Source organism: Duffyella gerundensis (genome assembly GCF_001517405.1).
GTDB lineage: Bacteria > Pseudomonadota > Gammaproteobacteria > Enterobacterales > Enterobacteriaceae > Duffyella > Duffyella gerundensis.
Genome location: NZ_LN907827.1, coordinates 1,593,080 through 1,613,587, shown reverse-complemented (window position 1 = coordinate 1,613,587; position 20,508 = coordinate 1,593,080). Strand labels below are relative to the sequence as shown.

Genomic DNA, 20,508 nt, shown 5'->3' with positions numbered 1-20,508 from the left:
CTGGTTAGCGCAGCTGACTATCTTTACTGCCGCGCCGGTTATACAGGCTGGCCGTATGCTGCTGTTGATCCAGCTTGCTCTGGCAGTTGACGCAAAATTTCACGCCCTTTAACGCCTGCCGTCTCGCTTCAGGAATCGGTTCTCCGCACTCCAGGCAAAACGCCTCACTCTCGCCCTGCCCGACCGCATTGCGCACTCGCGCCACGCCGTCGTTAACGGTGCTGTCGATCTGATCCTGTACTGCGCCATCGGAAGCCCAGCCACTTGCCATTTTCACCTCCAGTTATGGTCACAGAGGTAAATATGGGTGCTAACTGCACTTTCTTCAAGCGGTGCGCTGTACGTTCGCCTCTTCCAGCACCTTATGAATAACCGAAGAGAGCTCGTTGATCTCAAATTTGGCCACATAACCGTTGGCACCGACTTTACGCACGTGATCTTCGTTGGCGCTGCCTGACAGCGATGAGTGAATTACCACCGGAATCTCTTTCAGGCGCGGATCGCTTTTGATATTGCGCGTTAAGGTAAAACCGTCCATTTCCGGCATTTCCAGATCGGTCAGCACCATGGAGATTTTGTCGCGAATCGGTACGCCTTCGGCCTGTGCCTGCTGCGCCAGAATCTTGATCTTTTCCCAGGCTTCGAGGCCGGTGTTGTGCAGCTCAGCTGGAATGCCCATGCCGCTCAGGCCTTTCTCCAGCATTGAACGGGCCACTTTCGAATCTTCAGCCACGATAGCGATAGAGCCTGGGCGCATGTTGAAGGTTTTGTTTTTGACCTGTTCGGTTTTGACATCGCGTGCTGACGGAATGATGTCATACAGAATTTGTTCAACGTCCAGCACCAGCGCCATATTGCTGCCCTGCTCCTGATTTTCGAGCATGGCGATACTGGTAATATTGCGGCTGCTGACGCCCGCTTCAGCGGCGTGAACCTTGCTCCACTCCAGGCGCACAATGTTGTCTACCGATTCCACCGCAAACGCCTGAGTGTTGCGCGCATATTCCGTCACCAGCAACAGATTCAGTCCGGTTGAAGGCGTACAACCGGCGACGGCGGGCAGATCGATGACCGGGATCACCTGACCGCGAATATTGGCCATTCCTAACAATGGCGGCTTCATGCCCGCAGCTTTGGTGATCGCCGTCATCGGTACGATTTCGCGCAGCTTAAATACGTTGATGCCGTACAGCTCCGGTTTCTCTTCCGGTGAAGAGGAACCGAGGCGGAACAGCAGCAGCTCAAAGCGGTTTGATAGCGTCAGGTTCGCTCTTTCGTCGATATCTTTTTGAAAATTATCCATGTATTCCTCTGAACATTAACAGGTAAGTGGTTACAGGCGATATCGACGACGGCCGCCTCCGGCAGCGGCCTTCTCACTTCGCGTAAGCAGCAACACTTCTGTCACAGGTTATCGGCAGAGGAAGGCAAAAGGTGAGGATTGCAGCGTGCGATCGGGATTTATTTTCGCCCGTGCGAGCGCTGAGTTAATCCGCAGGGGCACTTTCTTTAATTAAATCAGCGCCCTGATTTTTCGGATTGCCCACCGCCGTGCTAACCGGATGCCAGTGAAATTCGTCGGCTTTGCGGGCGCCTTTGTGCGCCAGATCGCAGGCTTCATCCGCCGTAGTGGCGGGATCGAGCCAGGCCAGTGCCGCGTCGGGCGTAAGCACCAGCGGCCAGCGATCATGAATATCCACCAGCCCTTTATCACTGGCTGCGGTGACGATGACAAATCCTTCTTGATCGTTGGCTTTGTCATAAGGCGCGTTGCCAATGGCGGCAAAAAACAGCGGCTCGCGGGAGTGATGGTACAGAAACCACGGCTGCTTGTGGCTACCTTCACGTTGCCACTCATACCAGCCGTCGGCCATGACGATGGCGCGGCCATGCTGCCAGAGCGAGGCAAACATTCTGCCTGAGGCTGCGGTTTCAGAGCGGGCGTTGATTAAGGGTGGCTTCTGCCACCAGCCGGGCGCATAACCCCAGTGAACAGGATCGAGAGAAAGGGATCCAGCACGCGCGTTAAGTAACAGCACGCGCGTACCGGGCGCGACGTTATAACGACCGATCGGTTGCGAATCGTGGGTTATTTCGTCGCTGGCAATGCCAAGTGCGGCGAAGTAGTCATCCCTGCTGCGATATTGTGCAAAACGTCCACACATAGTGCCTCCAGCCGCCGCACGCTACGGCAGATGATCACTCCCGAACGGGCGTGACGTTATTTGGGCTGTTTGGGTTCAAACGGATCTTGTTGATCATCCTTGCTGTCATCACGCTTACGCGGAATTTCACCCTGCTCCTGTGGCGCTTCCTGGCCATGCGCCATGTCATCTTCTTCGTAAGGATTGGTCGAATGTGGCGCATCTTCTGGCAGGCCGTGGAGGTCGTTGTCGTCCGGGTAAGGCTTATTATGATCGTGGCGTTCTGACATGGTCATCTCCTTAGGTGAATGAACCTTAAGTATAGGTGATGCGTCATGATTTGCAGGGAAGTGAAGCGGTGCAGAAACAACAACAGGCCGCAAAGGCGACCTGTTATTAACCCCATCCGGCGCTTATCTCCGGCACTCACTGTTGTGGCTTAGCTCTTGAAGGGGCGAAAAGGAGTATCTCAGATCGGCGCCAGCCAGGTTTAACAATTATTGCCGTTGTTATTATTAGCGAGTTAATTATTTGGCAGGCGCATCGCGTCTGGTCAGCACCAGACGAAACGAAAAAGGGTTAGCAACGAGCAGAAACGTTCGCGTCACGATAGCTGGCATGCATAATTGATTTACAAAAGATGCAGACTGCGCCGTGGGGATTTTTTGTAGTGACATCGAACGAGGAGAGACGATACTGATGTCCGCTGCAAGAGGGACATTTGAAATTTAGAATAATAATAGAAACCTTCATATTTTTGTTTTAAGAGAAATCAGCCTAACAGCTTTTCAGGCGCCTGTCTCAATTATGTTAAAAAAAATTAAACGGCAGGTAAACATTTTGGGCCGGACAACGCGCCGGCCCAAAACAATTATGCAGCTACCGCATCATGCGTTTTAAACACGCGAATGGCGCGCGCCAGCTGATCGGCCTGCTCCTGCATCGCCTGAGCGGCAGCGGCTGACTGATTCACCAGCGAAGCATTTTGCTGCGTGACCTGATCCATCTGGGTAATCGCCGTATTGATTTCATCAATGCCGGTGCTCTGTTCAGAGCTGGCAATAGAGATTTCCCCCATGATTTCCGTCACACTTTTCACGCTGGTCAGCACTTCCTGCATGGTGCTGCCGGCATTGGCAACCTGCTTGCCGCCCTCTTCCACACGCGCAACCGAATCTTCGATCAGCTGAGCAATCTCTTTAGCTGCCGAAGCGGAACGCTGTGCCAGATTGCGCACTTCTGATGCGACCACGGCAAAACCACGACCCTGCTCGCCGGCACGTGCGGCTTCCACCGCGGCGTTCAGAGCAAGGATGTTGGTCTGGAACGCGATGCCATCAATGACGCTGATAATATCGACAATCTTTTTCGATGAGGTGTTGATCATTTCCATGGTGGTCACCACCTGCTTAACCGCTTCGCCGCTCTGGACCGCCACGCTGGAGGCCTGCGCCGCCAGCTGATTGGCCTGACGGGCATTATCGGCATTCTGCTTCACGGTGGAGGTCATTTGCTCCATCGCCGATGCGGTCTCTTCCAGCGAGCTGGCCTGCTGCTCGGTGCGCGAAGAGAGATCCATATTGCCCGCTGAAATTTCGCTGGAGGCGTTGGCGATGAGGTCGGTACCCGCACGCACTTCGGTTACGATGTTCAGCAGATTATCGTTCATGTTTTTCAGCGCGTGCATCAGCTGGCCGGTTTCATCTTTTGAATTCACCGTGATTACCGTACGCAGATCGCCTGCCGCCACGTTTTCCGCAATGGTTACGGCTTCGCGCAGCGGACGTACAATCGAGCCGGTTAGAAACATGCCCAGCGCGATCGCCGCCAGAATAGCGACGCTGGAAAAAATCAGCGTAACGTTAATGGCAGTTGAGGCGTCATTAACCGCGTTCCCACCTTCGCCCATCAGCTGCTGTGACTGTGAATCAGCAAACTTCACCGCGCTGCTGAGAAAGTTATTCTGAATGTTGGTGATTTTGCGCAGGGCAAAGTCAGCTGCAACGTCAGCATTGCCGCTGCGGATCAAACTCAGCAGCTCCTGCTTCACCCGTTCAAACTCCTGCGAGGCTTCCTTCAGAGATTTGATCTTCTGCTGCCCAATCGCCGTGGTTTGCAGCTGGGAGATTCGCTCAATAGCCGCATTGGTTTTTTGGGTCGCCTCCTCCAGCTGGGTAAAACGCTTAACGTTCTGCTCCGGGCGCGTGACGTCGATTACCATGCCGCGCAGATATTTAATCTGTTCATTGACGCCGTCACGCACGTCAAAGGCGAGACGGACTTTGACGTAACGATCGTTGATGATTTTATCGATCGCGTGATTAATGCTGCCGGTTTTGATGACTGCCGTCGCGCTGACAATAATCAGCAACAGGATAACCAGGCCGAATGCGGCGCCAAGACGCACACCCACTCTCATATTTTTGATTGATACCATGACAGATTCCCTTTTAAGTTTGCAGCAACACGGAGAGGTGATGGCCCATCTGTTCCGGCTGACGTCGCCGCTGAAGTAATGACTTGCGATTGCTTGCACCCCGTCGGCAAATAAGAGCCAACAAGCGACGTACCGATGTAGCGCATGCATCGGCATTTTTTTGTGAACGTCGCGGCTGAGTAAATCGGCAGAGCCAGGGAAAACTTGATGTCTGAATGTGACGTAAGTAGCAAATTTGCCTGATCATACATCAGGAAATTGCATGTTTTTTCGGCAGCGGATGGGGGAAAGCATTAACTGCCCGCGGTCACCACAGCGACAGCTGCGCAGAAGTCGCGGCAGATTTCGGCGTGGGTGCAGGCGGGATCGGTCGCTGCATCTCGTGATGCAGCCAGTGCATGATCACGCTAACCAGGTAATCCTGTTGCGCCGCGGTCAGCGGCTGATGACGAGGAAGCGCATGCCATTTTTCAATGCAGCCACGACAGCAGGTGGCGGTGGCGTGTTGGGCAATAAATACCGGATGCCCTCGCATTGGCGTCTGTTTACCATCGTGCGCAGGCTCTGCGGCGGCCAGGCGTTCAGCGATAAACGCTGTAGCATGTTCGTTCAGCGCCGCCGCGCCTTTGCTTTGGCTGTAAACATATTCCCGATAACCCAAATGGAAGCGCTGGCGGAAAGGTGATTGTGCCAGACGCTGAAACAGTGCTTTAAAAGCCATAGTACCTGACGTCTTATAGAAAGGATTAATGCTGGCCCTGCAGGCGAAACCAGCAGCGCCGACAGCAGAATTGGATCCAGCGTATCAGATAACGCGGCGATTTGATCGGCAGATGCGCTTCGCCCTGCACCACCCGGGCGTCCCGATCGCAACGTTCACAGCAGGATTGCAGATAAAACTTCTCCTCCTGCGTCAGTGGCGCAAAACAGTTAGTGCAGCGCATGTTTACCCTCAACGGAGCAACGGTGAATTCCAGTGTGGCTGCTAACCGCGGTCAGTTAGCGACGCTCGTCCCTGCCGTTTCAGACTTACCCTGACCGACAGGGTCTATCCTGCGCAGATGACCTGCCCCTCAGCATTCAGACAACTCTGATTTTGACAAAAACTTACAATTTACTGACGTCTGACTGACGAGCTGCGGCTATTTCCGCCAGGTTTCGCCTGGATTGTAAGCAGTCAGCGTGGTTGCCATTCCGGGTCTGCTCGCTGAAATTTATTTTTGTCATTTCCGTGCAACTTTTCCAGCATGGTCTATCTTCATTTTGCGATACCCGTTTATCGCGCACTTGCCGCCGCTTAACCTCATTTTTAAGGTGCGACGGTAAAAAAGAAAATATGAAATAAAATAGATTATTTCTCTTTTGCAATCGGATTAATCTTGTTATTATGTCTGTGCAAAGATTAGACACAGCACCCGGCGATGTTGCCGGACTATAAAGAAAAAGAGTTTCGACGTTGATTAACGCTTTTTGCGTTCTGTCTTTTTTTACGTCAGCCATGGCTTACTCACAAGGTCAGCATCACATGGTGACAGCGGCTCGCACCCCAATGCAGATGCTGTATATTTGACGGCTAAAGGCGACATACTGTTATATTGAAAATCCGGCCTCGTGCCGGATTTTTTTATGGCGATCTCAAATACGGCATTTCCCTGCCCCTCTTCTCGCGAAATCCCTCCTCTCCTGCCAGCATGAAGCGGCCAGCTGCTCTATAGTCAAAAACAGGAGCGCCGTGCGTATCCCGTCAGGCGACAGATGAAGGAGCAAAGCAAACCGATAAAGGCGTAATGCAGAGAACAACGATCAAATCATTGGCTATTCCCGCAACACTGACGCGCCAGGCGCGAAGGAGTTAAGATGATTTACAACAAACTGTTCGCCATTATTTTACCGCTGGCCGTTGTGGGCTGTACCTCTTCCGTCGAGGATGCGCGGCTGAATCAGCCAAGCTGGCAGGGATCCAGCAGCAAAAGCATGGAGGCGCTTAGCCAGTGTATTTATTCAGGCTGGTCAACGTCGAGGGTGATTGCGAAGGATGATACGTCGCATACGGAAATGAAACCGGGCAAAACGACCGTTTATACATGGGAAGAGTCGATGTTTGTCGACCTGACGCCGCAAGGCAGCGGCACCGATATGCGCTTCTATAAGACGTTTGAAATGGGAGAAACGGTGCTTGCTGACCGCCTCAGCATTGTTCAGCATTGCCGCTAAGCTGCTGGCCTGCGCTCACTATCGGCGCAGGCCGGTCGATATTAACGACACTGCCCGGTGACGCTGTCGATGCCGCTTGGACAGACATCGCTGGACGGAATCAGGGAGGTGATACCCATGCCACAACCGGCAAGCAGCAAACAAGAAACCAACAGCAGCACGCTTTTCATAACTCTCCAGCCAGTCATTCGTTAAATACACAAAAAGATGTTCGCCTGATTATCGCGTAATGGCCAGGCCATTACCGCTGTCGCACAACAAAAATGCGACCCGTATGCTGATTACTCGCCAATCTCTGGCGCCAGACATCAGGCGCTGATAACAAAGCACAACGGTGGCGGATGAGCCGCTGGTCTCAAGAATAGATCAGACTGCGGATGCGCGGGGAAGAAAGATGTATCAGATCGTGGCCGCCAACATGCGATGTGTGAAAGCCTCACCGACGGCAAAAAAAACGGGAGCCAGCAGGCTCCCGTTGTTGTTCTCACAGAACGCGATTACATATTTTCGATGATCGCATCACCAAACTCTGAACATTTCAGCAGTTTAGCGCCTTCCATCAGGCGTTCGAAATCGTAAGTCACGGTCTTGTTAGCGATAGCGCCTTCAACACCTTTTACAATCAGGTCAGCCGCTTCGAACCACTCCATGTGACGCAGCATCATTTCTGCTGACAGGATCACGGAACCTGGGTTCACTTTATCCTGACCGGCATATTTTGGCGCCGTGCCGTGGGTCGCTTCAAACAGTGCGCATTCATCACCGATGTTGGCGCCTGGTGCGATACCGATACCGCCAACCTGTGCAGCCAGCGCATCAGAGATGTAGTCGCCGTTGAGGTTCATACAGGCGATAACGTCATACTCAGATGGACGCAGCAGGATTTGCTGTAAGAATGCATCGGCAATCACATCTTTAACGATGATCTCTTTACCGGTGTTTGGGTTTTTGAACTTCATCCATGGGCCGCCATCGATCAGCTCGCCGCCGAACTCTTCTTTCACTAACTGGTAGCCCCAGTCTTTGAAAGAACCTTCGGTAAACTTCATGATGTTGCCTTTGTGAACCAGCGTCAGTGAGTCACGATCGTTGGTGATGGTGTACTCAACCGCTGCACGCACCAGACGTTTGGTGCCCGCTTCTGAACACGGCTTCACGCCGATACCGCACTGCTCAGGGAAGCGAATTTTCTTCACGCCCATCTCTTCGCGCAGGAACTTGATCACTTTGTCTGCTTCCGCAGAGCCCGCTTTCCACTCGATACCCGCATAGATATCTTCGGAGTTCTCACGGAAGATCACCATATCGGTCTCTTCAGGACGTTTAACCGGGCTTGGCGTGCCTTTGTAATAGCGCACCGGACGCAGACAAACGTAGAGGTCCAGTTCCTGACGCAGCGCCACGTTCAGGGAGCGGATGCCGCCACCGACCGGGGTCGTCAGCGGGCCTTTGATGGCCACGCGATATTCTTTAATTAAATCCAGGGTTTCCTGCGGCAGCCAGACATCCTGACCGTACAGTTCAACCGATTTCTCACCGGTAAAGATTTCCATCCAGGAAATTTTACGCTCGCCGTTGTAGGCTTTTTTCACAGCGGCATCAACCACTTTCAGCATCACAGGGGATACGTCGACACCAATACCGTCACCCTCAATGTAAGGAATAACCGGATTGTTTGGCACGACCAGCTTGCCCTGATCCAGGGTGATTTTTTGACCTTCCGCCGGAATTACTACTTTGCTTTCCATTAACCTCTCCTTCGAGCGCTCTATTTGTTAATGATTTGTAAGATGCGCGTCAATACTACTTGAATATTCACGTCGCGCCAATCATCGCAATTTCGCGTTATAATGCGCCCATTCTCACAGACTGCAAAGCCCATGCGACAAACTCCTGTTAAACATCATCGCCTTAAACGATTCAGCGACAAGCGCGCCCCGGCCCGTCGGGTCACGGGTCCACAACGCATCATTCTTTTTAACAAACCCTATGACGTGCTGCCGCAATTTACCAACGAAGCGGGACGCAAAACGCTGAAGGATTATATTCCGATCGCCGACGTCTATGCCGCTGGTCGGCTCGACCGCGACAGTGAAGGCCTGCTGGTGCTGACCAATGACGGCGCGCTGCAGGCGGCCCTTACCCAGCCTGGTAAGCGCACGCATAAAACCTATTTTGTTCAGGTCGAAGGCGTGCCCGAAGAGCATCAGCTGCAACGCCTGCGTGATGGCATTAATCTGAAAGATGGCCCAACCTTACCGGCAGGTGCCGAAGCGGTGGCGGAACCCGCCTGGCTCTGGCCGCGTAATCCGCCGATTCGTGAGCGGCAATCGATCCCGACGCAATGGCTGAAAATCACCCTGCACGAAGGCCGCAACCGTCAGGTTCGGCGCATGACGGCGCACATTGGCTTTCCGACGCTGCGTCTGATTCGCTATGCGGTTGGCGACATGTCGCTGGAGGATTTGGCACCCGGCGAATGGCGCGACTATCACCCCACGGCGTAATACGCCATAACGGCAGGTTATCTAATCAGGAGAAGAGATGTTCAAACCTCATGTCACCGTCGCCACGCTGGTGCAGGCGCAAGGTCAGCTACTGGTGGTGGAAGAGTGGGTGCACGGCAAGCCGACGCTGAATCAACCGGCTGGTCACCTGGAAGCTGATGAAACGCTGATTCAGGCGGCAGAACGCGAGCTGTGGGAAGAGACCGGCATTGCCGCCACGCCGCAGCATTTCCTCGCCGTTCAGCAGTGGATCGCCCCCGACAATACGCCTTTTGTGCGCTTTCTTTTCAGCCTGGATCTGCCTGAGATGGCCGCCACCGCGCCACAGGACAGCGACATTACGCGCTGCCTGTGGCTGCCACCAACGGCGGTGTTACAGGCCCCTAACCTGCGATCGCCGCTGGTAGCCGAGAGCGTGCGGCTCTGGCAGCAAAATGTGCGCTACCCGCTGACGCTGATTAGCGCCTTCCAGTGGCCGTTTAGCGAGGGTGCGCAACGCGCAGGTGCGTGATAGCATATGTCGCCTGTTTTTATTTCATTTCGAGTAGCGTGAGTGCCCATGTCTGACAACAGCCAGAAAAAAGTGATCGTCGGGATGTCCGGCGGCGTCGATTCTTCCGTTTCCGCCTGGTTACTGCAGCAGCAGGGTTACCAGGTCGAAGGCCTGTTCATGAAGAACTGGGAGGAAGATGACGGTGAGGAATATTGCACCGCGGCGGACGATCTGGCAGATGCACAGGCGGTCTGCGACAAGCTTGGGATGAAGCTGCACAAAATAAACTTTGCCGCCGAGTACTGGGACAACGTGTTTGAGCTGTTCCTTGAAGAGTATAAGGCGGGCCGCACGCCGAACCCCGATATCCTGTGCAACAAAGAGATCAAATTCAAAGCTTTCCTCGAGTTTGCCGCTGAAGATCTCGGCGCCGATTTCATCGCCACCGGCCACTATGTGCGCCGTCAGGATGTCGACGGCAAAAGCCGCCTGCTGCGCGGGCTGGATGACAACAAAGACCAGAGTTATTTCCTCTATACCCTGAGCCACGAACAGATTGCACAAAGCCTGTTCCCGGTCGGCGAACTGGCCAAGCCGGAAGTGCGCCGCCTGGCAGAAGAGCTGGAGCTGGTCACCGCGAAGAAAAAAGATTCAACCGGCATCTGTTTTATCGGCGAACGTAAATTCCGCGATTTCCTCGCGCGCTATCTGCCCGCACAGCCGGGCGTCATTGAAACCGTTGATGGCGCGGTAGTCGGCGAACATCAGGGTCTGATGTATCACACTCTGGGCCAGCGGAAAGGCCTGGGCATCGGCGGCCTGAAAGAGAGCAACGACGATCCCTGGTATGTAGTCGATAAAGACGTCGCCAGCAATCGCCTGATTGTGGCCCAGGGTGGCGATCACCCGCGCCTGATGTCGGTGGGCCTGATTGCGCAGCAGCTGCACTGGGTCGACCGTGAGCCGCTGACCGCCCCACTGCGCTGTACGGTGAAAACCCGTTATCGTCAGGCTGATATTCCCTGCACTATCACGCCGCTGGCTGACGATCGTATTGAAGTGCGTTTTGATGAGCCGGTAGCGGCGGTGACGCCGGGCCAGTCAGCGGTGTTTTATCTTGATGAGCATTGCCTTGGCGGCGGCATCATCGAAGAGCGCGTGCCGTTTGTATCATAATGACGTCGGACGCTGGCGAACGGCAACGCGTAAACAGGAGTAACCGTGGCTAAAAATTATTTTGATATTACCCTGGCGCTGGCGGGCATCTGTCAGTCAGCTCAGCTGGTTCAACAGCTGGCGCATCAGGGTCAGGCGGACAACGCCGCGCTGGAGGTTTCGCTGCGTAGCCTGCTCGACCTCAATCCGTCGTCCACGCTGGCGGTCTACGGTAACGATCCTGCCAACCTGCGCCTCGGGCTGGAAAGCCTGATTGCGGTATTGAATTCGCCGAGCCGTCAGGGCGCCAGCGCTGAACTCACCCGTTATACCCTGAGCCTGATGGTGCTGGAGCGCAAGCTGCACGGCAACAAGCAGGCAATGAACGATCTTGCCCAGCGCATTGCCCAGCTCGACCGACAACTGGCGCACTATCCGCTGGAATCAGACACCATTCTCAGCGCCATGGCGGGCATCTATGTTGATGTCATTAGCCCGCTTGGCCCGCGCATTCAGGTCACCGGCTCCACCGCTATCCTGCAAAATTCACAGGTACAGAGCAAAGTGCGCGCCACGCTGCTGGCTGGCATTCGCAGCGCCGTGCTCTGGCAACAGGCGGGCGGCGGACGACTGCAGCTGATGTTTTCGCGTTCCCGTCTCGTTAACGAGGCGAAAGCTATTTTGGAAAAACTGGGTCCGGCCTGGTAATCAGGCCGACGCTTACTGTCAAACGTTTCAGGAGTTGCACCGATGGAATTATCCTCTCTGACCGCCGTCTCACCGGTCGATGGTCGTTACGGCGATAAAGTCAGTCCGCTGCGCGGCATTTTCAGCGAATATGGCCTGCTGAAATTTCGCGTTGAGGTTGAAGTTCGCTGGTTACAAAAACTGGCTGCGACCGCAGAGATCATGGAAGTTCCTGCATTTGATGCCGACGCAAACGCTTACCTTGACCAAATCGTGGCTGATTTTGCTGAAACTGACGCCGCGCGCATTAAAACCATCGAACGCACCACCAACCATGATGTGAAAGCGGTGGAATATTTTCTGAAGGAAAAAGTGGAAAGCGTGCCCGCGCTGCATGCGGTCTCTGAATTTATTCACTTCGCCTGTACCTCTGAAGATATCAATAACCTTTCCCACGCGCTGATGCTGGAAACCGCCCGTCGCGACGTGGTGCTGCCTTACTGGCATCAGATCGTTGATGCGGTGAAAGATCTAGCCGTGCAGTACCGCGATATTCCGCTGCTGTCGCGCACCCACGGCCAACCGGCTACGCCGTCGACCATGGGTAAAGAGATGGCCAACGTCGCTTACCGTCTGGAACGCCAGCTGCGCCAGCTGGAGCGCGTGGAAATCCTCGGCAAAATCAACGGCGCCGTTGGCAACTACAACGCGCATATCGCCGCCTATCCGGAAGTAGACTGGCACCAGTTCAGTGAAGCCTTTGTTACCTCGCTGGGTATCACCTGGAACCCGTACACCACGCAGATTGAGCCGCACGACTATATTGCCGAGCTGTTTGACTGCATGGCGCGCTTCAACACGATCCTCATCGATTTCGACCGCGATATCTGGGGCTACGTGGCGCTGAACCATTTCAAGCAGAAAACCATTGCTGGCGAGATTGGCTCATCCACCATGCCGCACAAGGTCAACCCGATTGACTTCGAAAACTCCGAAGGCAACCTTGGCCTGGCTAACGCCATGATGCAGCATCTGGCGAGCAAACTGCCGGTTTCCCGCTGGCAGCGTGATCTGACCGATTCCACCGTGCTGCGCAACCTCGGCGTCGGCGTCGGCTATGCGCTGATCGCCTATCAGGCTACGCTGAAAGGCATTTCAAAACTGGAAGTGAACCGCGAACGCCTGCTGGATGAGCTGGATCACAACTGGGAAGTGCTGGCCGAGCCGGTACAAACGGTGATGCGTCGCTACGGCATCGAAAAGCCGTATGAAAAACTCAAAGAGCTGACGCGCGGTAAACGCGTTGACGCTGCGGGCATGCAGGCCTTTATCGACGGCCTTGCGCTGCCGGAAGAAGAGAAAGCCCGTCTCAAGCAGATGACCCCCGCCAACTACATCGGCCGCGCCATTAAAATGGTTGATGAATTAAAATAATCTTTCTGCGAGCCAGTCTCCCTGGCTCGCGTTAATATCCTGTTTAGCTCCTCGCCTTTATACTTTGCTCCCTCACTCCGGAATACAGGACAACGCTATGCGCGTACTGGTTGTCGAAGACAATGCATTATTACGCCATCATCTTGCCGTGCAGCTGCGCGACATGGGTCATCAGGTGGACGCCGCAGAAGATGCGAAAGAAGCTGACTATTTTCTCAGCGAGCATGCGCCGGATATCGCCCTGGTCGATCTCGGCCTGCCTGACGAAGATGGTATGGCGCTGATCCGCCGCTGGCGTGGCCAGGGCGTTAAGCAGCCGGTGCTGGTGTTGACCGCGCGTGAAGGCTGGCAGGCGAAAGTCGAGGCGCTGGAAGCGGGTGCCGATGATTACGTTACCAAACCTTTTCACATCGAAGAGGTCGCCGCGCGCCTGCAAGCGTTGATGCGCCGCAACAGCGGACACGCCTCGCAAATTATCAGCCTGCCGCCGTTTCAGGTTGATCTGTCACGCCGTGAACTGGCGATTAACGCGCAGCCGGTCAAACTCACCGCCTTTGAATACACCATTATTGAGACGCTGATCCGCAATGCTGGCAAAGTCGTGAGCAAAGATTCGCTGATGCTGCAGCTTTACCCCGACGCCGAACTCCGCGAAAGCCACACTATCGACGTATTAATGGGTCGGTTGCGCAAGAAGATGCAGGCTGAACATGAGGGTGATGTCATCACTACCGTGCGCGGTCAGGGCTACCGCTTTGATCTCTGACCAATGAAGCTGTTTAACCGCCAGCGCCCTTTTTCCCTGCGCGCCCGTTTCCTGCTCGCTACCGCCGCCGTGGTGCTGTTTTTGTCGCTCTCGTACGGTTTGGTAGCGGTGATCGGTTACGTGGTGAGCTTCGATAAAAACACCTATCGCGTGATGCGCGGTGAGAGCAACCTGTTCTATACGCTGGCGCAGTGGCAGAACCAGAAGTTGACCATCGCCCAGCCGGAACGCATGACGCTGAATTTTCCGACGCTGGTGTTTATCTATGATGAGCGCGGCAAGCTGCTCTGGCAGCAGCGCGATGTGCCAAAGATTCGGCAAAAGATCCGCCCGGAATGGCTACAAAAGCCGGACTTTTATGAAATCGATACCAATAATCGCACCAGCCAGGAAGCGCTGGCCAACGATCAGGCTTCACAGAAAAAACTGCACGCCTACGACGGTGACGGCGATGACACTTTTACCCACTCGGTGGCGGTCAATCGCTATGAGGCGACCACTAATCTGCCCGCGCTGACCATTGTGGTGGTGGATACCATTCCGCAGGAGTTGCAGCACTCTGACGTGGTCTGGTCCTGGTTCAGCTATGTGCTGGCGCTCAACCTGCTGCTGGTAATCCCGCTGCTCTGGCTGGCGGCGCACTGGAGCCTGCGGCCGATCGGTCATCTGGCCGGTCAGATCCGCGAGCTGGAAACCAATCAGCGAGAATCGCTCGATCCGCATCCCCCGCAGGAGCTGGTTAGCCTGGTGCGCAATCTTAACCTGCTGCTGGACAACGAGCGGCAGCGCTACACCCGCTATCGCACCACGCTGGCCGATCTGACTCACAGCCTGAAAACGCCGTTGGCGGTGCTACAAAGCACGCTGCGTTCGCTGCGCGGCGGTAAAAACTTTACCGTGGAACAGGCGGAGCCGGTGATGCTGGAGCAGATCAGCCGCATCTCACAGCAGATTGGCTACTATCTGCATCGCGCCAGCATGCAGGCCGATCACAATCCGCTGCAGCGCGAACTGCATTCCGCGTCAGCGTTGCTCGACAGTCTTTGCTCCGCCCTCAACAAGGTCTATCAGCGTAAAGGCGTATCGATCAGCCTGGATATCTCACCGGAAACGGTCTTCCTCGGCGATCAAAATGATTTTATGGAAGTGATGGGCAACATTCTCGATAACGCCTGCAAATATTGCCTTGAGTTTGTTGAGGTCAGCGCTCAGCAACATGGCGAAAGCCTGACGCTGCGGGTTGAAGATGACGGCCCCGGTATTCCACAAAGCAAGCGTGAGCTGATTTTCCTGCGTGGCCAGCGGGCCGACACGCTGCGCCCCGGTCAGGGGCTGGGGCTGGCAGTGGCGCGCGATATTCTGGAGCAGTATGCCGGCGAAATCGTGGCGTCAACCAGCCCACTCGGCGGCGCGCGCATGGTCGTCACCTTTGGACGCCAGGAAGTGGCGCATCACCACGAGTAGAAAGCGGCTGGCACTGTTATACTTGCTGCAATTTATCGCCTGAATGGAATGTCTTATGGATTATCAGCTTGATCTCGACTGGCCCGACTTTATCCAGCGCTACTGGCAAAAACGCCCGGTACTGCTGAAGCGCGGCTTCAAAAACTTTGTCGATCCCCTTTCTCCTGATGAGCTGGCCGGGCTGGCGATGGAAAATGAGGTCGACAGCCGACTGGTCAGCCATCAGGACGGCAACTGGCAGGTAGGTCACGGCCCGTTTGAGAGCTTCGACCATCTGGGTGAGAACAACTGGTCGCTGCTGGTGCAGGCGGTTAACCACTGGCATCAGCCGTCGGCGGCGCTGATGCAGCCCTTCCGTGCACTGCCGGACTGGCGCACCGACGATTTGATGATCTCGTTCTCGGTGCCGGGTGGTGGCGTCGGCCCGCACCTCGATCAATACGATGTCTTTATTATTCAGGGCATGGGTCGTCGTCGCTGGCGCGTAGGCGACAAAGTGCCCATGAAACAGCACTGCCCGCATCCCGATCTGCTGCAGGTCGAACCCTTCGACGCCATCATCGATGAAGAGATGGAGCCGGGCGATATTCTCTATATTCCGCCGGGATTCCCGCACGAAGGCTGGTCGCTGGAAAATGCGCTTAATTATTCCGTGGGTTTTCGCGCGCCAAGCGGCCGCGAACTGATCAGCGGCTTTGCGGATTACGTGCTGGCGCATGAGCTGGGCGGCAAACGCTTTACCGATCCTGATGTTCCGGCGCGCGACTGCCCTTCCACTATCCTGCCAGAGGAAATAGAAGGCATTCGCCAGCTGATGATCGACGTGATCGATCAGCCAGAGCAGTTTAAGCAGTGGTTTGGTGAGTTTATCTCGCAGACGCGTCACGAGCTGGATCTGGCTCCGCCAGAACCGCCTTATCAGCCTGATGAGATCTACGATGCGCTGCAGCAGGGTGACACCCTGAGTCGCCTTGGCGGCCTGCGCGTGCTGACGCTGGAAGGTGCGGTGTTTGTTAACGGCGAGCAGATTGAGTGCGCGCGTCCGGAAGTGTTAACTGCGCTGGCCCATCATCATACCCTTGGCATTGCGCAGCTGGGCGAGGCGCTGGACGATCCGTCCGTGCTGGCACAACTGGCGGCGCTAGTGAACAGCGGCTACTGGTATTTTAGCGAAGAAGAGTAACAGCAAGGGCGCTCATTCTACTCTGAGCGCCCTTTTCTTACCGCCTGACCGCGCGGAAATCGCCGTTATTGTCGATCAGTTACCACGATAGGTAGAATAACCGTACTGACTCAGCAGTAATGGAATATGGTAATGCTCGCCTTTATTTTCCATGTTGAAGATCACCGGAATTTCCGGGAAGAAGGTGTTATGTTTCATTTTCTGATAATAATCGCCGGTTTTAAACACCACTTTATATACGCCGCTGGCGACAGGCTTATCCTGCGGATATAACGCCGGGATACGGCCATTTTTATCGGTCACGCCACTGGCCAGCTTCACCCACTTATCCTGCTGTTTCTGCTCCAGTTCCACTGTGATATCGGCCGTCGGCACGCCGGTCTGTAAATTAAGAACGTGTACGCTCAGCGGATTTTTCATTGCCGTTGGTTCTGCTGCGCCCGCCGTTACGGAAATAGCCATCAGTGCGCCTGCATATAAACCGTGAGTGATTTTCATATTGTTATTCCTTTTATTCATTGATGAGCAGATGAAGCGAGTGTAATGCAAGTACGCAGCGCGGACGCATTTAGCGATTAAAATGTGAAATTTCCGACAGGTGGGAAAATAATAACCGAGTGGAACAAACAATCTTTCTGTGAGCGTGGCAGGAAATGCGATGATGCAGGCGACACCGCGAAGGTGCCGCCCGCCCGAGCATCAGCTCGATTTTTTCTCCGCCGCCAGCTCTGCGATGCGCACAATCACCTGCACCGCCTGCGCCATCTGGTTAAGCGAAGCGAACTCATGCTTGCCGTGATAGTTATAGCCGCCGGTAAAGATATTCGGGCATGGCAGCCCCATCCAGGACAATGATGCGCCGTCGGTGCCGCCACGAATCGGCTTAACCTGTGGCTCAATGCCACAGTCACGCATCGCGGTCAGCGCCAGCTCAATAATGTGCGGATAGATTTCCACTTTCTCGCGCATGTTGAAATAGGTATCTTCCAGCTGCACGTTGATATGACAATCCGCCTGCAGGCCGCGGCTCAGGCGCTTCGCCAGATCCACCAGCAGCTGTTTGCGCTTTTCGAAATTATCGCGGTCAAAATCACGCACGATATAGTGTAACTCCGCCTGCTCAACGCCGCCTTTCACCTGATGCAGATGGAAAAAGCCCTCATAGCCCGCGGTGTTTTGCGGCGTTTCGCCCGGTGGCAGCTCGCTGTGAAAACGCATTGCCAGATCCAGTGCGTTGACCATCACGCCTTTTGCCGAGCCGGGATGCACATTGTTACCTTTGATCACCACCGTGGCGGAGGCAGCATTGAAGTTTTCAAATTCAAACTCGCCAACGCCGCTGCCATCCATGGTGTAGGCCCAGTCGGCGCCAAAACCTTCGACATCAAAATGCGCGGTGCCGCGGCCGATCTCTTCGTCTGGCGTAAAGGCGACGCGAATGGCACCGTGTGGACGATCGCTGGCCGCCAGCTCCGCCATGGCGGTCATGATTTCAGCGATACCCGCTTTATCATCAGCGCCCAGCAGCGTTTTACCGTCGGTGGTAATTAACGTATGGCCAATCAGTTGATGCAGCACCGGAAACATCACCGGCGATAGCGCCTCTTCACCGTTGCCCAGCGCAATGTCTCCGCCGCGATAGTCTTCAATAATTTGTGGTGCAACGTGCTTCGCCGTGAAATCAGGCGACGTATCCATGTGGGAAATAAAGCCAATCACCGGCGTCGGCCAGTCAACATTGGCGGGCAAGGTGCCCATTACCACCGCGTGATCGCTTAGCGTCACATCAACAAAGCCCAGCGCCAGCAGCTCTTCCTGCAGCTTTCTGGCCATCAGCCACTGCCCTTCCGAGCTCGGTACAGTCCGTGCCTGCGGTCGTGACTGACTTTCAATCGCGACGTAATCTAAAAAACGCTCAAGTAATTGTGTCATTATTTATCCCTCAGAACAGGCCGTTGTGATTATTGACGTCCTGGCGGCGCTTCGCCTTGTTTCACATCATGCTATTGATACTAAAGCGTAGTGCGCTTTACCACCCCGCGTCGATCGGAAAGTCAGGATGAAGAAAAAAGAGTTTATTGCTCAGGATCTGCTGAGCAAAATTTATCAGCACAGCGCCGAGCCGTTGCAGCGACTGCCGCCGGAGCGACAGCTGGCAGAGGAATATGGCGTGTCGCGCTTTACCATTCGTCAGGCGCTGGAAAAGCTGGTGAGCATTGGCATTATTCGCATCGTGCAGGGTTCAGGGATTTATGTTTCCGCCGAGGCGCGTAACAACCCGCTGATCTACAACTCGATCACCGAGAAGCGCTTTGATCAGATGCACTATCGCATGATCAACCTGCATAAAAAGCTGCCGGACAGCGATCAGCAGCAGGCGTTCGCCCTCGGCGACAATGACTATGTCTGGCAATTTTGCCGCCTGCGCTATGTCGATCAGCGCTGCACGCAAATTGAAACCTCCAGCCTGCCCGCCGCCGATTTTGCCGATCTCAACCAGCGAGTGATCGAAAGCTCACTGCAACGCTATGTGATGGCCAAAGGCCTGCGTATTTCGCATTCGCTGACCCGCTATGAAGCGGTGGCGGTCGACAAGGCGCAGGCGGCGCTGCTGGGTTGTAAACGTGGGCAGCCCGCGATGCATATTCAGCATCGCGGCATTCTGGAAGGCGGGCGAATCTATATCATGAGCGACGTGATCGACATTCATTACGCCTGCACCTACGTGATTCCGTTTAATCACGACAATCTGCGCTTTCGCACCGGCGACTAAGGCGTGTGCATGGCGCCATTGGGCAAGCGGCTCTGCGTCCACTCATGGGGCCGGTACACCAGCGGATACGCGGCGGCCTGCGTCTCATCAAAGCCCACGCCGATGCCGGGCAGCTCGCCGGGATAGAGATAGCCGCCTTCGGCCACCGGCGCGCCGGGAAACACCGCCTGGGTTGCCGCATCGGCGGGAAGATATTCCTGCACCGCGGCGTTGTGCAGGTGAATATTGAGATGGGTATTCACCGCCACGGCGATCGGCGTCATATCCGGCGGCCCGTGCCAGGCGAGGCGTACGCCAAACGCCTGACAAAGCACCGCCAGCTTCAGCGCTGGCGTAATGCCGCCGATTTGTGACACATGGCAACGGATAAAATCGATGCGCCGGTTGACGATCAGATCGTGCCATTCTGCCGGATTGTTAAACAGCTCGCCCATCGCCAGCGGCACGCTGGCATGCGCCCGCACCTGCTCCAGCCAGCCGCTCTGCTGCGGTGACACAATATCTTCAATAAAATAGGGTTGATAGGGTTCCAGCGCTTTCGCCAGCTGAATGGCCTGCTGCGGAAAGAGCCGTTCATGCACATCGTGCAGAATGTGCAGGCGCATACCGTATTTTTCGCGCAGTGCTTTGAACATCGCCACGGTGTTGGCCATGTACTCATCCTGATCGTAATAGGCACCTGGCGTCGGTTCACGGGTGGCATGCAGCTGCTGCGGCGTGCCGCCATAAAAACCGAGCTGACAGCGCACGTAGCGATAGCCTGCCTCCTGCAAGGCGTCTACCTGCGGATAGAGCGCCGCCAGCGATTCCGCCGCGCAGTGGCTGTAGACCGCAATCGCATCTTTCGATTTGCCGCCAAACAGCTGATACAGCGGCATTCCCGCCAGCTGACCTTTGATGTCCCATAGCGCCATATCGATACCGGCAACGCCGTTGTTGATCACCGGTCCGTTCCGCCAGTAGGCGTTCACCATCATCATCTGCCAGAGATCTTCGATGTGGTTGGCATCGCGGCCCATCAGCAGCGGCTTCAGATACTCCTCCACCATGGTTTTTACCGCCAGCGGCCGTTGCTGAAAGGTGGCGCAGCCGAGGCCGGTGATATTTTTGTCGGTGCTGACGCGCACCACCACCAGATTATGCCGGTCGGGTTTGGTAATAAAACATTCAATATTGGTAATACGCGTAGGCGTCATAACAGCTCCCAAATATAACGCGGCCGGTGAATAACAGTGCCGGATGTGCCGTTAT

The 20,508-nt window shown here is 55.1% G+C and carries 23 protein-coding genes; 10 read left to right on the top strand and 13 right to left on the bottom strand.

The genetic code is table 11. The features are described from left to right. Positions 1–4: 4 nt before the first annotated feature. The 8 genes from EM595_RS07440 to EM595_RS07410 form a co-directional block, all read right to left on the bottom strand. On the bottom strand, positions 5–271 hold the full coding sequence (locus EM595_RS07440; protein WP_067429766.1) for a DksA/TraR family C4-type zinc finger protein: 267 nt from the start codon (positions 269–271) through the stop codon (positions 5–7). 54 nt (positions 272–325) lie between these two features. After that, the gene (locus tag EM595_RS07435) at positions 326–1,303 is read right to left on the bottom strand and encodes a chemotaxis protein (protein ID WP_067429764.1); all 978 of its coding nucleotides are present in this window, start codon (positions 1,301–1,303) and stop codon (positions 326–328) included. 184 nt (positions 1,304–1,487) lie between these two features. Then, positions 1,488–2,165: an SOS response-associated peptidase family protein gene (locus tag EM595_RS07430; RefSeq protein ID WP_067429763.1), complete on the bottom strand. Its 678-nt coding sequence runs from the start codon at positions 2,163–2,165 to the stop codon at positions 1,488–1,490. Between the two features lie 56 nt (positions 2,166–2,221). After that, a complete protein-coding gene (locus EM595_RS07425) occupies positions 2,222–2,434 on the bottom strand; it encodes a hypothetical protein (RefSeq protein ID WP_067429760.1) in 213 nt (70 codons plus the stop codon). Between the two features lie 289 nt (positions 2,435–2,723). Further along, positions 2,724–2,897 carry a cold shock small protein YmcF gene (ymcF, locus tag EM595_RS21345; RefSeq protein WP_419190146.1) on the bottom strand — a complete coding sequence of 58 codons (174 nt, stop codon included), beginning with the start codon at positions 2,895–2,897 and terminating at the stop codon, positions 2,724–2,726. A gap of 118 nt (positions 2,898–3,015) precedes the next feature. After that, positions 3,016–4,581, bottom strand: a complete 1,566-nt coding sequence (locus EM595_RS07420) for a methyl-accepting chemotaxis protein (protein WP_067429757.1) — start codon at positions 4,579–4,581, stop codon at positions 3,016–3,018. 307 nt (positions 4,582–4,888) lie between these two features. Continuing rightward, positions 4,889–5,302 carry a DUF4186 domain-containing protein gene (locus EM595_RS07415; RefSeq protein WP_067429754.1) on the bottom strand — a complete coding sequence of 138 codons (414 nt, stop codon included), beginning with the start codon at positions 5,300–5,302 and terminating at the stop codon, positions 4,889–4,891. A 25-nt stretch (positions 5,303–5,327) separates the two neighbouring features. Then, entirely contained in the window at positions 5,328–5,525 is a 198-nt protein-coding gene (locus EM595_RS07410; RefSeq protein WP_067429751.1) for a hypothetical protein, read from the bottom strand. 913 nt (positions 5,526–6,438) lie between these two features. On the opposite strand from EM595_RS07410, the gene EM595_RS07405 reads away from it, so the two are divergent. After that, positions 6,439–6,795 (top strand): hypothetical protein, encoded by a 357-nt coding sequence (locus EM595_RS07405; RefSeq protein WP_067429748.1) that lies wholly within the window; start codon positions 6,439–6,441, stop codon positions 6,793–6,795. A 41-nt stretch (positions 6,796–6,836) separates the two neighbouring features. Here EM595_RS07405 and EM595_RS21445 read toward each other — a convergent pair whose 3' ends face one another. Then, the gene (locus EM595_RS21445) at positions 6,837–6,965 is read right to left on the bottom strand and encodes a hypothetical protein (protein ID WP_262385532.1); all 129 of its coding nucleotides are present in this window, start codon (positions 6,963–6,965) and stop codon (positions 6,837–6,839) included. A 327-nt stretch (positions 6,966–7,292) separates the two neighbouring features. Then, positions 7,293–8,543, bottom strand: coding sequence for an NADP-dependent isocitrate dehydrogenase (gene icd, locus EM595_RS07400; protein ID WP_067429745.1), 1,251 nt, complete (start codon positions 8,541–8,543; stop codon positions 7,293–7,295). A 132-nt stretch (positions 8,544–8,675) separates the two neighbouring features. Between icd and rluE the strand changes: the two genes are divergently transcribed. The 8 genes from rluE (at position 8,676) to EM595_RS07360 (ending at position 16,484) form a co-directional block, all read left to right on the top strand. Continuing rightward, positions 8,676–9,302, top strand: a complete 627-nt coding sequence (gene rluE, locus EM595_RS07395) for a 23S rRNA pseudouridine(2457) synthase RluE (RefSeq protein WP_231938719.1) — start codon at positions 8,676–8,678, stop codon at positions 9,300–9,302. Between the two features lie 37 nt (positions 9,303–9,339). After that, complete coding sequence (locus EM595_RS07390; RefSeq protein WP_067429739.1) at positions 9,340–9,813, top strand: NUDIX domain-containing protein; 474 nt, start codon at positions 9,340–9,342, stop codon at positions 9,811–9,813. Between the two features lie 48 nt (positions 9,814–9,861). After that, positions 9,862–10,971: a tRNA 2-thiouridine(34) synthase MnmA gene (gene mnmA, locus EM595_RS07385; RefSeq protein WP_067429736.1), complete on the top strand. Its 1,110-nt coding sequence runs from the start codon at positions 9,862–9,864 to the stop codon at positions 10,969–10,971. 45 nt (positions 10,972–11,016) lie between these two features. Beyond that, positions 11,017–11,658, top strand: a complete 642-nt coding sequence (gene hflD, locus EM595_RS07380; protein WP_067429733.1) for a high frequency lysogenization protein HflD — start codon at positions 11,017–11,019, stop codon at positions 11,656–11,658. A gap of 42 nt (positions 11,659–11,700) precedes the next feature. Continuing rightward, positions 11,701–13,071, top strand: coding sequence for an adenylosuccinate lyase (gene purB / locus EM595_RS07375; protein ID WP_067429730.1), 1,371 nt, complete (start codon positions 11,701–11,703; stop codon positions 13,069–13,071). A 97-nt stretch (positions 13,072–13,168) separates the two neighbouring features. Then, positions 13,169–13,837, top strand: a complete 669-nt coding sequence (phoP, locus tag EM595_RS07370) for a two-component system response regulator PhoP (protein WP_067429727.1) — start codon at positions 13,169–13,171, stop codon at positions 13,835–13,837. Between the two features lie 3 nt (positions 13,838–13,840). Further along, positions 13,841–15,301 (top strand): two-component system sensor histidine kinase PhoQ, encoded by a 1,461-nt coding sequence (gene phoQ, locus EM595_RS07365; RefSeq protein ID WP_067429724.1) that lies wholly within the window; start codon positions 13,841–13,843, stop codon positions 15,299–15,301. A gap of 55 nt (positions 15,302–15,356) precedes the next feature. Then, on the top strand, positions 15,357–16,484 hold the full coding sequence (locus EM595_RS07360; protein ID WP_067429722.1) for a ribosomal protein uL16 3-hydroxylase: 1,128 nt from the start codon (positions 15,357–15,359) through the stop codon (positions 16,482–16,484). Between the two features lie 75 nt (positions 16,485–16,559). On the opposite strand, the gene uraH is transcribed toward EM595_RS07360, so the two are convergent. Then, on the bottom strand, positions 16,560–16,982 hold the full coding sequence (uraH, locus tag EM595_RS07355) for a hydroxyisourate hydrolase (protein ID WP_067429719.1): 423 nt from the start codon (positions 16,980–16,982) through the stop codon (positions 16,560–16,562). Between the two features lie 201 nt (positions 16,983–17,183). Next, positions 17,184–18,416 carry a peptidase T gene (pepT, locus tag EM595_RS07350; RefSeq protein WP_067429716.1) on the bottom strand — a complete coding sequence of 411 codons (1,233 nt, stop codon included), beginning with the start codon at positions 18,414–18,416 and terminating at the stop codon, positions 17,184–17,186. A 127-nt stretch (positions 18,417–18,543) separates the two neighbouring features. On the opposite strand from pepT, the gene EM595_RS07345 reads away from it, so the two are divergent. Next, positions 18,544–19,257 (top strand): GntR family transcriptional regulator, encoded by a 714-nt coding sequence (locus EM595_RS07345; protein ID WP_067429714.1) that lies wholly within the window; start codon positions 18,544–18,546, stop codon positions 19,255–19,257. Here EM595_RS07345 and EM595_RS07340 read toward each other — a convergent pair. Then, complete coding sequence (locus EM595_RS07340) at positions 19,254–20,453, bottom strand: enolase C-terminal domain-like protein (RefSeq protein WP_067429711.1); 1,200 nt, start codon at positions 20,451–20,453, stop codon at positions 19,254–19,256. The two genes, EM595_RS07345 and EM595_RS07340, sit on opposite strands and share 4 nt — an antisense overlap. Positions 20,454–20,508: the final 55 nt, after the last annotated feature.

What these genes read in the sequence shown, in the direction of transcription:
- uraH (WP_067429719.1), bottom strand. Translation starts at nt 16,982, where the DNA reads ATGAAAATCACTCACGGTTTATATGCAGGCGCACTGATGGCTATTTCC.
- purB (WP_067429730.1), top strand. Translation starts at nt 11,701, where the DNA reads ATGGAATTATCCTCTCTGACCGCCGTCTCACCGGTCGATGGTCGTTAC.
- EM595_RS07340 (WP_067429711.1), bottom strand. Translation starts at nt 20,453, where the DNA reads ATGACGCCTACGCGTATTACCAATATTGAATGTTTTATTACCAAACCC.
- EM595_RS07435 (WP_067429764.1), bottom strand. Translation starts at nt 1,303, where the DNA reads ATGGATAATTTTCAAAAAGATATCGACGAAAGAGCGAACCTGACGCTA.
- EM595_RS07405 (WP_067429748.1), top strand. Translation starts at nt 6,439, where the DNA reads ATGATTTACAACAAACTGTTCGCCATTATTTTACCGCTGGCCGTTGTG.
- EM595_RS07425 (WP_067429760.1), bottom strand. Translation starts at nt 2,434, where the DNA reads ATGTCAGAACGCCACGATCATAATAAGCCTTACCCGGACGACAACGAC.
- EM595_RS07415 (WP_067429754.1), bottom strand. Translation starts at nt 5,302, where the DNA reads ATGGCTTTTAAAGCACTGTTTCAGCGTCTGGCACAATCACCTTTCCGC.
- pepT (WP_067429716.1), bottom strand. Translation starts at nt 18,416, where the DNA reads ATGACACAATTACTTGAGCGTTTTTTAGATTACGTCGCGATTGAAAGT.
- rluE (WP_231938719.1), top strand. Translation starts at nt 8,676, where the DNA reads ATGCGACAAACTCCTGTTAAACATCATCGCCTTAAACGATTCAGCGAC.
- EM595_RS07440 (WP_067429766.1), bottom strand. Translation starts at nt 271, where the DNA reads ATGGCAAGTGGCTGGGCTTCCGATGGCGCAGTACAGGATCAGATCGAC.
- EM595_RS07410 (WP_067429751.1), bottom strand. Translation starts at nt 5,525, where the DNA reads ATGCGCTGCACTAACTGTTTTGCGCCACTGACGCAGGAGGAGAAGTTT.
- phoP (WP_067429727.1), top strand. Translation starts at nt 13,169, where the DNA reads ATGCGCGTACTGGTTGTCGAAGACAATGCATTATTACGCCATCATCTT.
- icd (WP_067429745.1), bottom strand. Translation starts at nt 8,543, where the DNA reads ATGGAAAGCAAAGTAGTAATTCCGGCGGAAGGTCAAAAAATCACCCTG.
- EM595_RS07345 (WP_067429714.1), top strand. Translation starts at nt 18,544, where the DNA reads ATGAAGAAAAAAGAGTTTATTGCTCAGGATCTGCTGAGCAAAATTTAT.
- EM595_RS07420 (WP_067429757.1), bottom strand. Translation starts at nt 4,581, where the DNA reads ATGGTATCAATCAAAAATATGAGAGTGGGTGTGCGTCTTGGCGCCGCA.
- EM595_RS21445 (WP_262385532.1), bottom strand. Translation starts at nt 6,965, where the DNA reads ATGAAAAGCGTGCTGCTGTTGGTTTCTTGTTTGCTGCTTGCCGGTTGT.
- EM595_RS07390 (WP_067429739.1), top strand. Translation starts at nt 9,340, where the DNA reads ATGTTCAAACCTCATGTCACCGTCGCCACGCTGGTGCAGGCGCAAGGT.
- EM595_RS07430 (WP_067429763.1), bottom strand. Translation starts at nt 2,165, where the DNA reads ATGTGTGGACGTTTTGCACAATATCGCAGCAGGGATGACTACTTCGCC.
- phoQ (WP_067429724.1), top strand. Translation starts at nt 13,841, where the DNA reads ATGAAGCTGTTTAACCGCCAGCGCCCTTTTTCCCTGCGCGCCCGTTTC.
- EM595_RS07360 (WP_067429722.1), top strand. Translation starts at nt 15,357, where the DNA reads ATGGATTATCAGCTTGATCTCGACTGGCCCGACTTTATCCAGCGCTAC.
- mnmA (WP_067429736.1), top strand. Translation starts at nt 9,862, where the DNA reads ATGTCTGACAACAGCCAGAAAAAAGTGATCGTCGGGATGTCCGGCGGC.
- ymcF (WP_419190146.1), bottom strand. Translation starts at nt 2,897, where the DNA reads ATGAAGGTTTCTATTATTATTCTAAATTTCAAATGTCCCTCTTGCAGC.